Raw genomic sequence first — 13,195 nt, forward strand, 5'->3', positions numbered from 1 at the left:
AATGAAGTGCCGCCACGCACAGTGGCTAATAGTGATAAAGAGAACAGCTAAGACAGACCGGCCACGGACGCAGAAAGCAGCAACCCGGCATTGACTCAGACCGCTAACCCCGGAACCTAGCAACCCGGCATCACCCCTGGCATCACCCCTGGCATCACCCCCGCCCAACAACCCCAAACCCCGCCCACCGTCGCGAGCGAAACCCCCCCGCCCCATTCGGTCAATTTCGCACCAACGACTGAAGCCACTATTGAATGTCGACGACCATTTTTCCTTTCGCATTTCCCGCTGTAATGGCCCGATAAGCGAGGTCGGCGCTAGTCAGATCGAAGCTACCCGGGTCTAGTTTAGGCACGAGTTTCCCGTCTTCGACCAGCCGCGTTGCCACCTGGAGTATTTCTCCATGATGTTCGCGGTGCTTACCGGTCAGTAGCGGCGAGAGTGTGAACACGCCTGAGTAACTTGCTTCACGAAATGATAATGGCGCAAGTGCATGAGTCCCCCAGCCTAGTGCGCTTACAACATGTCCGAATTGTTTGACCGCTGAAAATGACGCGTCCAGCGTCGCTCCGCCAACGGTATCCGCCACTAAGTCGAAACCCTCTCCGCCCGTATAGTCGTGCACGTACTGCTCGACCGACCGTGCGTGATAGTCGATTGCAGTCGCGCCGTAACGCGCTATGAGTTCTGCGTCACCCGGGCTTACCGTTGCAAAAACGCGAGCGCCCAAGGCTTGCGCGAGTTGTACGGACACATGTCCGACTCCACCTGCTCCGCCTTGCACAAGAACCGTTTGACCTGCTTTCAACTGTGCCCTGTCCACCATGCCCTGGTACGAAGTGATGAAGCTGAGCGGAAGCGCCGCGGCTTCTTTCATCGACAGATTAGAAGGCTTTAACGCAATCAGCCGGGCATCTACCGCTGCGAACTGCGCGAGCGAGCCCTGGATGCCGCCGACTCCGCCAGTCATTCCGTACACCTCATCGCCAACTTTAAATTGAGTGACGCCTTGCCCGACCGTTTCGACCACCCCAGCAATATCGATGCCCAACACCAGCGGCAGCGGATGCCTGGCGTGTGCGGCGTTGCCTGAGCGAATCTTCGTGTCCAGCGGGTTCAGACCACTCGCTTTAATACGGACCAATACCTGCCCGGGTTGCGCAGTCGGGCGAGAGAGTTCCGTGAGTTCAAGCGGGCCGTTATAGCGGCGCAGAACCAGCGCTTGCATGTTCATGATCTTTATCCTGATGATCGAGCGAATTTGCTTGATTCATCTTCGTCCATGCGGGAAATTACGACAATCGACGTTATTGCACGACGGCCGAACGTTTTTGCATGAGGGAAAATGGACTGGAGCGATGTTCGAATTTTTCTGGCGATTGCCCGCACGGGTTCGCTTGGCGCGGCCGCAAAACAGACCGGTCAGACACAACCGACAATGGGTCGGCGGCTGCGAGCCCTCGAGGCAGCGGTAGGGCAGACCTTGTTTCAACGCACAACTGAAGGCTTTGTTCTGACGGACGAAGGAGCTGGCGTGCTGATGCACGCGGAGCGGATGGAGGAGGATGCGCTCGCGTTCGAGCGCTCGCTGGCCGGCAAGGAGCCGCATCTCACTGGCGTACTTCGGGTCTCATCGTCGGACTGGTTTGGCATTCATGTCTTGACGCCAGTCTTCGCCGATTTCCTGCGCGCAAATCCACAGGTGAGCATTGAGCTTGTTACCGATTCCCGCCGGTTCAATCTGGCAAGGCGGGACGCGGACCTGCTGTTCCGCATTACGCAGTTTGATGAAGCCGACGTGATTCAACGAAAGTTCATGCACATGGACTACGCGTTGTACGGACCCATCGACATGGTTCCCCCGCAGGTTGGAGACGGCGAGGGCTACAAGCTCGTCACGATGGACAGCGCATTTGGAACGCTGCCTGACGTCGACTGGGTAAGACGCGTGTTACCGAAAGCTCATGCGGTGTTCGGTAGTAACAACCGTGGCGCACAAGCGAGGATGTGTGCGGAGGGCGGTGGCCTGGCGGTTCTTCCTTGCGCGCTCGGGGACAATACGACAGGCATACATCGTATTGACCTTGGAGAGACGCCGCCCGGCCGCGATGTCTGGTTCGGATACCATCGCGACTTGCGTCGGCTTCGGAGGTTGAGAGCACTGCTTGATCTGGTTATCGAGCGATTGGCGAACGTGTGAATTCGTTAGTCCGTTCGCTTTAATGCCAGCGCTCAAGGCACATTCTTTCAATTTCCTTCCGTCCTGGGCGTAGCTAACGGAGGAGATGGTAACTAGTGCTCGTGGGACATGCCTCGTACGTACCGTTTCAGCGATACGTTACACTTGGCAAGTCGAATGAGTACATGCTCTCCGAATCATTTTCGTTTAACGACTCGGAAGCGGCCGCGAACGAATCGTTTCATCAGGTTCAGAGTTTACCGCCGTGTGTAAGGTATCGTTGATATCAAGGTCTGGATCAGTTGGGCCGGATAGTGGTTTTTGTGTCCTACCGAACCGCGAATGTGATCGTTCTTGGCGAACCGCAGCTTGATGCGCGTACACTAGCCGCTGTTTCAGTGAAGAGGCCTGTCGGGAAACTCCCGCGTGCGCATACCACTTCTTCAATCGCCAATGGACGTGGCATGTTGCCGTCCATGGCGTTACTGCTACTTAAGACTCCGACGAAGGGTGCTGACCGGAATGCCGCTAATTCGGCAACCATTGCTCCGGCATGCGCAACCTGCTCCCTAATTGGACAGTCTCACGAGACGCAGCGGTGAACAAGCCATTAAAAAGCGATCACCCAGCGCCGACCTTCGTCGAGCAATACGTTTATCGAACACTCATACAACTTCAAAGAACGACTTTTATAATGCAAAATGAAATGCCCACCCTTAAAGAATTGCTCGCGCAACGCGAAGCGCTTCAAGACCAATTGAACGTCGCTCGACAACGTCAAGCCGAAATCGTCCTCGCTGAAATAGTCGCGAAGATGGGCGAATATAAGATCTCGCTCGCGGAACTGATGGGGCACAACAATCAGGTAAAGACGGCTGCCGCGGTAGCTGCTACACCAAAATATCGCGATGCAAAGAGCGGTGCGACCTGGTCGGGACGCGGTCGGGCTCCTCACTGGATCGCTGACAAAAACCGTGACGATTTCCTCGTGAGCGCCTGAGCCGGTATCTTTGAGCGGTATCAGGCGTCGAGCGAAAGAACTTGAGCGCCACGTAATACCATCTATTGCTGCATTCACGTCATCGCGCGCTGTGCCGGCGAACTGACACGTTGCGCGTTGAACGTTCGGATAGACGAAACACGTCCAGTGGTCGGGCATTGACGCACCTACACGTGATGCAAACTATACTTAAGCAGTTGCATATGCATCTGATTTCGGGCTAACTGGGTTTCCCCGGTGCGAAAAGGGTGCTTAATTGCGGCAACTCACGATCTTGAACGTAGAAAGATCTTGCGTTCATTCGTTGCCAATCGACTCTGGAATGTCATGTTCACGGACTGCTATTGCACACAATTTCGTCGTTCCGCAAACGCTTTGACGAGCGTCTACGACGATGCGCTCCGCCCGATCGGCTTGAAAATCACGCAGTTCTCGCTTCTTCGCGCGCTTGAGCGCCTTGGATCGGCGACCTTTACTGAAATCGCGGTAGAAGCGGCGTTGGATAAGACAACCATCTCGAGAAATCTTAAAGTCTTGATCGACGCCGGCTGGGTCAAGGTGGGAACTGAGGAAGATGCTCGCTTCAAGGTGGCCACGTTAAGTAAGGAAGGACTGAGAATGCTTCGGCGAGCGGAGCCTCACTGGCAGGTCGCTCAGAAACAGGTTGAAAGCGAAGTTCAAAAGTTCATGAAGGGACCGGCGAGCAAGCGTCTGTTGGAGGCACTCGAGACGCTTCAGGGTGTAGGACGCGAGGTGTGACGCCTGGCTTATGCGGTTCGACCGGCAGTTAACGCCTAGCCGCTGCTGGTAGCATCGATCGTCGGGTAAACACGTGTATCTGACCGATTTTTCAGGCAATAAGATGTAGCTACAACTATAGTTTCCGATTCCAATTATTCAGATAGTTGTAGCTACAACAGAATGTGTTTCTGGGCATTTCTTCGTCAAATAGTTGTATATGCAATCTATGCAATAAAACAACGAACACGTGTTTTTTACTGTTCAACAGGAGGGGCGACATGCCTACCTATATCGTTTCCGTTGCTAGCGGCCGCCTTTCCGCAGATGCCAAACAACACATCGCGGAAGAAATCACCCGGATTCACAATGAGACGACCGGGGCTCAATCCTTTTTCGCTCAAGTGATTTTCAACGATGTGCCGCAAGGCAATCACTTTGTGGGTGGCAGCCCACTTCGCTCCGAGCAGATTTTTGTGCACGGACATATTCGCGCGGGGCGCAGTGCAGAGGTCAAGCGTGAACTGCTTGAGGGCATTGTCGATGCGGTTTCGAAAGCTGCTTCCGTCGCTCCGCGGTATGTGTGGGCGTACATATCGGACTTGCCTCCGGCGCAGATGAGCGAATACGGACATGTTTTGCCTGAACCAGGCTCAGAAAAAAACTGGCTTTCGTCTCTACCCGCCGAAGACCGCGACTATATGCTTGGTATCTGAGCAGTTGTCCGGTGCCCGCGACGCCGCACGATCCTCAAGGAGAACAATCGATTACCGTTCACCGCGAACAGTGGTCAATCGCTGAAACAAGCGAATCCTGTAGCGCCGGGTCCTGGAGAAATGCTTCGAGAGTACGGTGTTGATCGTTTGCGAATGCCTGAAGACATCGAGCGTTATTTGCGCGAGTGCTTGAGACAGAGCAGGAAAGCGCGACCAGCAGTAGTGTGACTCCAAGGACCGCAATAGCAGCGTTGACGGCTTGTGCCGACGAACTTCGCCACCGCGCGCGCCTTTCAATCGCTGCCATCTGGCGGAACTCATTATTCATTCGATCGCCTCTATAATAATTAGCAAGACAACTATTTAATTTTGAAAAGAGGCGTCGATCTACACCAACGCCTTTCTCACACCATGCATGGAAGTGACCGCAGATTCGAACAATTCCGCGCCGATCTTCGCGCGCAACGTCCGGGCAATCTTGGCGCTGGCATTGTTGATTGGCCGATCGAGTGCCAACCCGGCTGGAGTTGCATGGACTGTCCACTCCCGGCCGTCTTCCTTGGCTTGACGGCGTTCGACTAATTGCTTTTCGCAGAGACTGTCAATAAGCCTTGTTGCCGTGGGGCGTGCTATACCCAGGATCTCTGCCACCTGACTGCTGAGGCAGCCGGGGGAAGCCAGCACAACCCGAAGTACAAATCCCTGCGGCGGGGTCAGTCCAAATTCTGCATAGACAGCTGTCCACTCCCGCTCTACGAGACGGGCGAGGGCGGCAGAATTAAAGTAAAGGCAGTGATCGAACATGAGGCCATTAAATCACATAATAGTTAGCAAGGCAACTAAGTGCGTGCTTGTTTTCCTGTGAGTTGAACGCCCGGTGACCGGGCGTGCTTAACAAGTTCAAGGGCGCTGCTAAGCTATGAAGCTCCGCCGGAGCGTCCGGCGCGCACTGGCAAACGTCATATGGGATGTCCGTCCGGCGCGTCGCGCTTGTTGCCAGGTGTCGGGCAAGCGCGAGCGCGCGGGCGCTAAATCAGAACATCAGAACATCAGAACGTTTGACGGATACCTACGCGCACGAGCGTCTGTGTATTGGTCGCAGACGAGATGCCATTGCCGACGTCGCCAACCGATGCGGTCGCGTTCACCGTATTGCCGTATGCATCGAGCGTCTTACCACTCGCCTTCTGATAACCGACGAGTGCATAGAGCGACGTCCGCTTCGAGAAGCTATAGAACGAGGCAAGATTGAACTGGTTGTATTTGGGAGCCGATGCGCCGTTGATCGAGCTGCCTCGCGTGTAGTCGTAACCTGCGGCGACCCGCACCGTCGGCGTTGCCTGATATGACACCGTCAAGCCGGCCGAGTTGAACGTTTCCTTGCTCTTGAACAGCGAGAAGCTGCCGGCCGTGTATTGCGTATTGCTATACGATAGCCCGAGCGTCACCAAGCCGATCTGATACGTGCTGGCCGCAGCAATGATCTGCTGATTCCTGGCCGATGCAAACCCCTCATTGATCGACGACGAGAACGTGCCGTCGTACGAACCAGTCCACGCGCCGCCGTTGGCTCCGTAGGTGTTGTTCGCCTGCATGTACGCCGCACCGATGGCTAGCGGGCCGTTCGCGTATTGGCCGCCAAGACTCCACGTGCTCTGGTTCTTGATACTGCCGGCCTGATTGCCGAAACCGTACAGCGCGCCTAACTGAAGACCTGAGAAAGAGGGACTGGTGTACTTGATCGAGTTGTTCTCGCGGGCCTGGTTGTCGATGTTGTCCAGATCGCCCGGATGAGCGCCCATGCCCGTGAGGAAGTTTCCTGCGCTGATCGGGCCGACGAAGTCCACGATCGGATCGTACTGGCGTCCAAGCGTGACCTTGCCGAATTTTGTGCTCGACAGACCCATCCATGCCTGACGGCCGAATTCACGGCTGCCTTGACCGAGCTGACCAGTACCGATATTAAAACCATTCTCCAACTGGAAGATGGCTGCGAGACCGTCACCCAGTTCTTCCTTGCCCTTGAGGCCCCAGCGGTCGCCCGACCAGGTACCGCTTGCAAACGAATAGTTGGAGGCATTTGCATAAACGATCGGCTTGCCTGCCGCGCCAGTGGACTGGGCGACGCGCTGGCCGCTTGTGTAACCGAGACCTGCATCGACAATGCCATATAGCGTGACACTGCCCTGCGCAAAAGCGGCAGGAAAGACGCCGTTCAGCGCCAGGAATGCAAATGCTGTTTTCTTCATCATGATTAGGATACCTATTAGTTAAGTAAAAACCGAAAACGTGATTCGGATAACCATCCTGCCGGGATACCTGCGATGCAGCCCTGCGAGTCTGCGGTGAGCGTCCGAGACCGGGTTCAACCTTCAACGGTTACTGCCTACTTACCCTCCGATGCAAGCCAGTTCGCCACCCTGATTGCAAGCGAGTCTGCATTGTCGAAGCCCTCTGCACCCGGCACTTGCGGTGCGCCGAGCAACGTAAAAACCGGCTTCCCCCATTGCAGGCCAAGCGCCATTTCGGACAGCGTGCCGAGCCCGCCACCGACCGCAATCAAACACACTGAGGCACGCGCGATCAGCGCGTTGCGTGTTATCCCCAGCCCGGTCGGCAGCGCCACGGTCAGATATTCGTTGGCCGCGGCTGCATCGTCTTCGGGCAGTAATCCGATCACTACGCCGCCCGCCGCCTTCGCGCCGTAAGCGGCCGCTTCCATCACTCCGCCTTTGCCGCCGCAAAGAAGCGCCATGCCGGCACGGGCCAACACATACGCGATGCCCCTGGCTGCCGTCAGTTGCTCTGCTGTCGCTTCGCGCGGGCCGATCAGTCCGACAGGTGTTGCATACCGGGACGGACCGGTCTGGCGAGCGGCCAGCCTTTGTAGCGCGAGATATGCTTCGTTTGACCAATCAATTTCTTCGTTGCCGTGCAAGGCATTCTCCTAACGCAAGCACACAGGTACAGCCGGCGGTCAGCACCAGAGACAGGGCGGCAGCTAGCGGGAAATCCGTCTGTCCGTCGGACAGCTTCAGGTACATCAGGAGCGGCAGGATATTGATTTGCGTTCCCGCCAGCGCGAGCGCGGTGCCATAGGTGCCGAGCGCAATCGATGTCACGAGACACCATGCCGCGGCAATCGATGGCCAAAGCTCACGCAACGCGACATCGACAAGCGCGCGCAGCGGCGACGCGCCCAACGTGAGCGCCGCTTCGAGCGGCCGGCGATCGAGGTTGGCAATAGCCGGAAACAGCATCAGCGCGACGCGGGGGATCAGGTAATACGCATACGCCATGACCAGGCCCGCGGTCGTGTAGATCAACGAACCCACGCTGGCCGGATCGCCGCCGATATGCGCGAGGAGACTCGTGACAAACCCGGCACGGCCGAAGGCGAGAATGAATCCGTATGCGATCACCAGCCCCGAAAATGCCAGCGGCACGCCGAGCATGGCGAGCAGCCAGCGGCGGCGTTCAGGCGACTGCGCGGCGAGCACCATCGCGAGCGGCAGGCCTATAGCAAGCGACATCGTGCCGGCCCCCAGCGCGAGCGCAAGCGAGTGGCCGAATGCGCTGAGCACCAGCGGGTCCTGTGCCAGCCGCATGAAAGCGGAGCCATGATCCGCTCCCGCCGACACCACCAGCGCGCCGAGCGGCAGCGCAAAGAACAGCGCGAGGATAAGTCCGGCCGGGACCGCGCCGAAGCGGCGCACGAGGCCGCCTTCGCACATTGATGAAACATCCATCTGTGTGCCCCTTACTTGGCGAGCGCGGCCTGCGCCCACAACTGGTCGACCTCGGCCTTTTTCTCAGCGGCCTTGACCACATCGAGCGGATGAACTTGCGGCACGTCGGGCATCTTCGCGCGGATCTCCGGCGACAGCGGCACGCCCGGCACGGAAGGACGCACATACCCTTGCGCGAAAAGCGACTGGCCGACGTCGCTCATCACGAGGTTCATCCAGAGTTGCGCTGCGTCCGGGTTCGGTCCGTTCTTGACCAGGCTCATTGCGTACGGTGCGGACACCGTGGCTTCCTTCGGGATGACTACTTCGGCCGCGTCGCCCATGCCGTCGGTGTATTTCGCTTTCAGTCCGTCGTTTTCATAGCCGATCAAAATCGGGATTTCGCCTTTGACGAACTTCGCGTAAGGGGTGGTGCCTTCCACGCGCATCACGTTGCCTGCTTCGCGCAACTTGCCGAAGAAGTCGGCGCCTGGTTTAGGGTTGTCGACGCTGCCGCCGAACGCATAGGCTGCAGCGAAGACCGCGACTTGTCCCTGGCCGGTCGAACGCGGGTCGAGATAGACGACCGAATTCTTATACTCGGGCTTGAGGAGATCGGCCCAGCCGTGCGGCACGTCCTTGACCAATTTCGTGTTGACGAGGAACGCGATGTTCAGCGAATGCACCGTGAACCAGCGGCCATCGCGTTCACGAAACACGGGCGGCAGCTTGTCGAAGTTGAGCGGCTTGAATGGCGCTACGACGTCCTTGTTGACCGCCTCCAGTGCGGACGCTGCGAAGTAGTACGCGGTATCGGCTTGCGGGCGTCGATGGGCCTTGTCGAGTGCTACCACGGTCGCGGCCGAGCCAATATCGTTATAGGTAATCTCGACCTTCGGATAACGCTTCTTGAACTCGGCGAACAGCGACTTCCAGTTGGCCCATTCGGGACCGGTGTCGAACGAGACCACGAGGCCCTCGTCCGCCGCTTTTGCGTACAACGCTTCTTCGCCGGGATAAAGCGGTGCGGCGGGAGCGGCATGAACACCCGACGCCGCGCTTAGCGCCGACAGCGCGAAAACGAATCCGGCGACCAGCCGGACTCGCGACAAAAGATCAAGCCTTGCAAGCATTGTGGTTCTCCGTGAAGCGATGTGAATGAGGAAAGTCGGCAGGTCTATGCCGCCAATACACGCAGATGTTCGGGTGCAATGGCAATGGCGTGTTCAGCGAGCTGGCGCCCTTCGCACAACAGCGGCTGCTGCGCTGAATCCGGGACGAAGTCGTAACGGCACGTCGCGCCGAAGTAACGCACCTCGGTCCTGCGTCCGCCCAGCCGGTTGATCGCGGCTTCGGGCGGATCGGGCTGCACGTGTTCCGGACGCACGAGGACATCGACTTTGTCGCCGGGGCGGAACGCACGGGTATCGGCGAAGAGCATGGCGAAGGAAACATCGACGGCGCCGGTGCCGACGACACGTCCTGGCATCACGCTCGAATGACCGACGAAACGTGCGACCTGTGTCGATATGGGTTGAGTGTAGAGGCGCTCAGGGGTATCCACTTGCAGCACTCGGCCGCCATCGACTACCGCCACCCGGTCCGCAAGGCTCAGCGCTTCGTCCTGATCGTGCGTGACCAGAAGCGTGGTGGCGCCGCATGCGCGCTGCAGCGAACGAATCTCGTCGCGTAGTTGCTGGCGGATGCCGGCATCGAGGGCTGCAAGCGGTTCGTCGAGCAGCAGCACCTTCGGTTCAAACGCGAGTGCGCGAGCCAGTGCAACACGTTGTTGCTGGCCGCCGGAAAGCAACGTGGGGCGGCGCCCGGCATGGTCGGTGAGTCCGACCCGTTCCAGCATGTCGAGCGCGCGCGTCCGGCGTTTCGCCGCGCTCATGCCGCGCATCCGCAGCCCGTAGGCCACATTGTCCACCACGCTCAGATGCGGAAAAAGCGCATATTGCTGGAACACCATGCCAACTTCGCGGCGCCATACGGGGACACCGGCCACGTCCTTGCCATTGATTGCGATCCTTCCTTCGTAACCATTCAGGAGTCCGGCGGTCAACCGCAGGATGGTCGACTTGCCTGAGCCGCTCCGGCCCATGACGGCCAGCAGTTCGCCGGGTTCAACCGCCAGCGTGACCGCTTCAATACCGTGCCGTGCACCGGGATACGTAAAGCTCACGTTTTCGAAATGGAGGCTCATCGTTTTACTTCAGCCTTTGAACAGTGTTGACTGACACGAGTGTCGCGATGACCGCTAGGCACAGGAGCACCACGGTCGCGGCGCATGCCATACCAGTCGCGCCATAGAACGCCTGCAGCAGCACCACCGGATAGTTGCGGTAACGAAAGCCCGCGATCAGATTGGAGACCTGGAATTCACCGATAGACAGCGCCGCCACCATCACGAGTCCCGAGAACAGGCTTTGCCTGAGATTGGGCAGCACGATAGTTATGAACTGTCGCAGCGGTGTTGCGCCAAGCGTGGCGGCGCATGCTTCGAGGCGTTCGATATCGAGGTGACGCAGGTCGCTCAGCAGCGTCTGCGTCAGGTAGGGCAATGTAAGCACAGTGTGGGCGGCGATCAGCAGCGGCAGCGATCCGAGCCAGGGCAGCGTGTCGCCGCTAAAGATGGCGATGTAACCAAAGCCGAGCGTGAGCCCAGGCACGCCTACAGGTAATAACGCAACGAGCCGCGCGGTCAGGCCGCGCCCGGACAGCGAGCGATAGTGCAGGGCATAAGCGAGCGGAAGGCCTACCACAGCGCTCGCGCAGCAACAGGCCAGCGCGACCATCAGGCTCACACCGAAGGCGCGTCGGAAGCTCGTATCGGCGGCAAGATCGGCGAACCAGTGTCCTGTGATGCCGGTTGGCAGCACGGTGTTCGTCCATGTTTGACCGAAGGAGCCAATCAATAACAGTGCGATCGGCAGCAGCATGTAGATCGAAAAAAGCACTACGACGAGCTGAAGTATGACGCGTCCGGGCGATAGGGAACGCCGGGAGTTACGACGAATGGGAACACCTGGTTGCGTAGCGGGTATGACGCGAGTTTGCATGTGAGCACTTATTTGAAAGCGGATCGAAGCCAATGCGCCTTGAGTTAACTGGGCGGGAGGTTTCGGATTGCTTGCAAGTGTGCAGAGACGACATGGCATCGTCATGAAAAAAACGTACAAAGCTCGCACTGCGCTGTGCGCATTCGGAACACTTCGACGCAAACCGCTGGACCGCCGATGAAACATCACTACCCGAACGTCACGGAATTACTCGCTTTCACCAGTGCTGCCAGGCATTTGAATTTCTCCCGTGCAGCGCGCGAGCTGGGCCTGACGCCTAGCGCCGTCAGCCGGCAAATTGCGGGGCTTGAGACCCTGTTCGGCGTGCCGCTCTTCGTTCGCGATGGCCGTAATCTCGCGCTTACGCAGTCAGGCAGCCGCTATCTCGAGCGCGTCGCCGGTCCGTTGCACGACATAGGCAACGCGTCTCTCGAAATGATGAGCGCGGGCGGGCAAAGCGATTTGTTGACAATTGCAAGCGTGCCGACGTTCACGACGAAATGGCTGATTCCGCGATTGCCCGGATTCCTGTCCAGTACGCCGGGGGTCACGATCAGCTTTAGCCGGCATCTGGCGCATGGCGATTCGTTCCCGCTCGATCTGGACGCGGCGATTCGATATGGCGACGGCACGTGGGATGGAGTGGTCTGTGATTACATCGACGGCCGCACGTTTGTGCTGGTATGCGCGCCCGACTATCAGTTGCGGCGGCCGCTCCGCTGCTTGCAGGATGTGGCCGATGCAGCGCGGCTTCTGCATGGGCAAGCTGGGCTGGTATGGGCACAGTGGGCCGACTTCCATGGCGTGTGCAATATGAACGCACTGGCGGGACCACGGTTCGAGCAATATTCGGTGTTGATTCAGGCGGCGCAGGCGGGTCTTGGGCTTGCGCTTGTGCCGGAATTTTTAGTCCGCGATAACCTTGCGACGGGCAAGCTGGTGGAACCGTTGCGCGCGCCTATCGATGTCGAGCAGGGACATTATCTTTGCTATTTTCCGGAGCGCATTGAGACGCGGCCGGCTTTGAAGCAATTTCGCGAGTGGGTGTTATCGCAGGTTTGAACCGGTTCAAAACTAATTACACCCCCTGTGCTATGGTCGAAAGACGTCGTTCTTTCAATTGCCATGACCAAGACGGTCACGGCGCTCATTGCTCACCATTGCGATCATGTCCTTCACCGTCCAGCAATCAACAGGTCCGAAAGCGGCGCAATACGACGAACTCATCGCTCAGGCACGCTCGCTTCTCAGCGATGAAACCGATCGCATTGCCAATGCCGCAAACTTTTCGGCGCTCGTGTATCACACGCTGCCTGATCTGAACTGGAGCGGTTTTTATTTCTTCGATGGCGTCGAACTCGTCGTCGGTCCGTTCCAGGGCAAGCCTGCTTGTGTTCGCATCGCGCTGGGAAAAGGCGTGTGCGGCACCGCCGCGCAAACCCGGTTGACGCAGCTTGTGCGAGACGTTCACGAATTCCCCGGACACATCGCGTGCGACTCGGCATCGCAATCCGAGATCGTCGTGCCGCTTGTCGCCAAGGATGGCAGTTTAGCCGGTGTCTGGGATGTGGACAGCCCTTCAATCGATCGCTTCGACGCGGACGATGCCAAGGGAATGGAAGCGCTTTGCCGGGTGTTCATGGAGCTGGCATGGGAGCCGCGAGATTAGTTTTCGTTCGCACTCGGGGGGCGGGTGGTCGGGGTGATGCCGGGTTGGTGCTTTCGGCGTTAGTGGTCTGCGTGAGTTAGCTGATTTTTTTATCACTATTAGC

The 13,195-nt window shown here is 58.1% G+C and carries 14 protein-coding genes; 6 read left to right on the plus strand and 8 right to left on the minus strand.

Going from position 1 to position 13,195, the window contains the following annotated elements; translation table 11 throughout:
• Positions 1-247 precede the first annotated feature (247 nt).
• The gene (locus M0D69_RS41590; RefSeq protein ID WP_301787614.1) at positions 248-1,234 is read right to left on the minus strand and encodes a zinc-dependent alcohol dehydrogenase family protein; all 987 of its coding nucleotides are present in this window, start codon (positions 1,232-1,234) and stop codon (positions 248-250) included.
• A 111-nt stretch (positions 1,235-1,345) separates the two neighbouring features.
• Between M0D69_RS41590 and M0D69_RS41595 the strand changes: the two genes are divergently transcribed.
• From M0D69_RS41595 to M0D69_RS41610, 4 genes are all read left to right on the plus strand, one after another.
• Positions 1,346-2,200: a LysR family transcriptional regulator gene (locus M0D69_RS41595; protein ID WP_301787615.1), complete on the plus strand. Its 855-nt coding sequence runs from the start codon at positions 1,346-1,348 to the stop codon at positions 2,198-2,200.
• A 577-nt stretch (positions 2,201-2,777) separates the two neighbouring features.
• Positions 2,778-3,179: an H-NS family nucleoid-associated regulatory protein gene (locus tag M0D69_RS41600; protein WP_367619839.1), complete on the plus strand. Its 402-nt coding sequence runs from the start codon at positions 2,778-2,780 to the stop codon at positions 3,177-3,179.
• Positions 3,180-3,506: 327 nt separating this feature from the next.
• Complete coding sequence (locus M0D69_RS41605; RefSeq protein ID WP_301787616.1) at positions 3,507-3,938, plus strand: MarR family winged helix-turn-helix transcriptional regulator; 432 nt, start codon at positions 3,507-3,509, stop codon at positions 3,936-3,938.
• Between the two features lie 260 nt (positions 3,939-4,198).
• Positions 4,199-4,633: a tautomerase family protein gene (locus M0D69_RS41610; RefSeq protein ID WP_301787617.1), complete on the plus strand. Its 435-nt coding sequence runs from the start codon at positions 4,199-4,201 to the stop codon at positions 4,631-4,633.
• A gap of 387 nt (positions 4,634-5,020) precedes the next feature.
• On the opposite strand, the gene M0D69_RS41615 is transcribed toward M0D69_RS41610, so the two are convergent.
• The 7 genes from M0D69_RS41615 to M0D69_RS41645 all read right to left on the minus strand — a co-directional run bounded on the left by M0D69_RS41615 (position 5,021) and on the right by M0D69_RS41645 (position 11,423).
• Complete coding sequence (locus M0D69_RS41615; protein WP_301787618.1) at positions 5,021-5,437, minus strand: MarR family winged helix-turn-helix transcriptional regulator; 417 nt, start codon at positions 5,435-5,437, stop codon at positions 5,021-5,023.
• Positions 5,438-5,682: 245 nt separating this feature from the next.
• Positions 5,683-6,882, minus strand: coding sequence for a porin (locus M0D69_RS41620; RefSeq protein ID WP_301787627.1), 1,200 nt, complete (start codon positions 6,880-6,882; stop codon positions 5,683-5,685).
• 137 nt (positions 6,883-7,019) lie between these two features.
• Entirely contained in the window at positions 7,020-7,571 is a 552-nt protein-coding gene (locus M0D69_RS41625; RefSeq protein ID WP_301787619.1) for a TIGR00725 family protein, read from the minus strand.
• A complete protein-coding gene (locus M0D69_RS41630) occupies positions 7,549-8,382 on the minus strand; it encodes an ABC transporter permease (protein ID WP_301787620.1) in 834 nt (277 codons plus the stop codon). The genes M0D69_RS41625 and M0D69_RS41630 overlap by 23 nt, the downstream gene beginning before the upstream one ends.
• 11 nt (positions 8,383-8,393) lie before the next feature.
• A complete protein-coding gene (locus tag M0D69_RS41635) occupies positions 8,394-9,494 on the minus strand; it encodes an extracellular solute-binding protein (protein WP_301787621.1) in 1,101 nt (366 codons plus the stop codon).
• Positions 9,495-9,538: 44 nt separating this feature from the next.
• Complete coding sequence (locus tag M0D69_RS41640) at positions 9,539-10,567, minus strand: ABC transporter ATP-binding protein (RefSeq protein ID WP_301787622.1); 1,029 nt, start codon at positions 10,565-10,567, stop codon at positions 9,539-9,541.
• A gap of 4 nt (positions 10,568-10,571) precedes the next feature.
• Entirely contained in the window at positions 10,572-11,423 is an 852-nt protein-coding gene (locus M0D69_RS41645; protein ID WP_301787623.1) for an ABC transporter permease, read from the minus strand.
• Between the two features lie 177 nt (positions 11,424-11,600).
• Here M0D69_RS41645 and M0D69_RS41650 point away from each other — a divergent pair, with 177 nt between their 5' ends.
• Both M0D69_RS41650 and M0D69_RS41655 read left to right on the plus strand, forming a co-directional pair.
• Positions 11,601-12,485, plus strand: coding sequence for a LysR substrate-binding domain-containing protein (locus M0D69_RS41650; protein WP_301787624.1), 885 nt, complete (start codon positions 11,601-11,603; stop codon positions 12,483-12,485).
• A gap of 106 nt (positions 12,486-12,591) precedes the next feature.
• Positions 12,592-13,092, plus strand: coding sequence for a GAF domain-containing protein (locus M0D69_RS41655; protein ID WP_301787625.1), 501 nt, complete (start codon positions 12,592-12,594; stop codon positions 13,090-13,092).
• The last annotated feature ends 103 nt before the right edge of the window (positions 13,093-13,195 follow it).

The sequence above is a fragment of the Caballeronia sp. SEWSISQ10-4 2 genome, assembly GCF_030464885.1.
Lineage (GTDB): Bacteria > Pseudomonadota > Gammaproteobacteria > Burkholderiales > Burkholderiaceae > Caballeronia.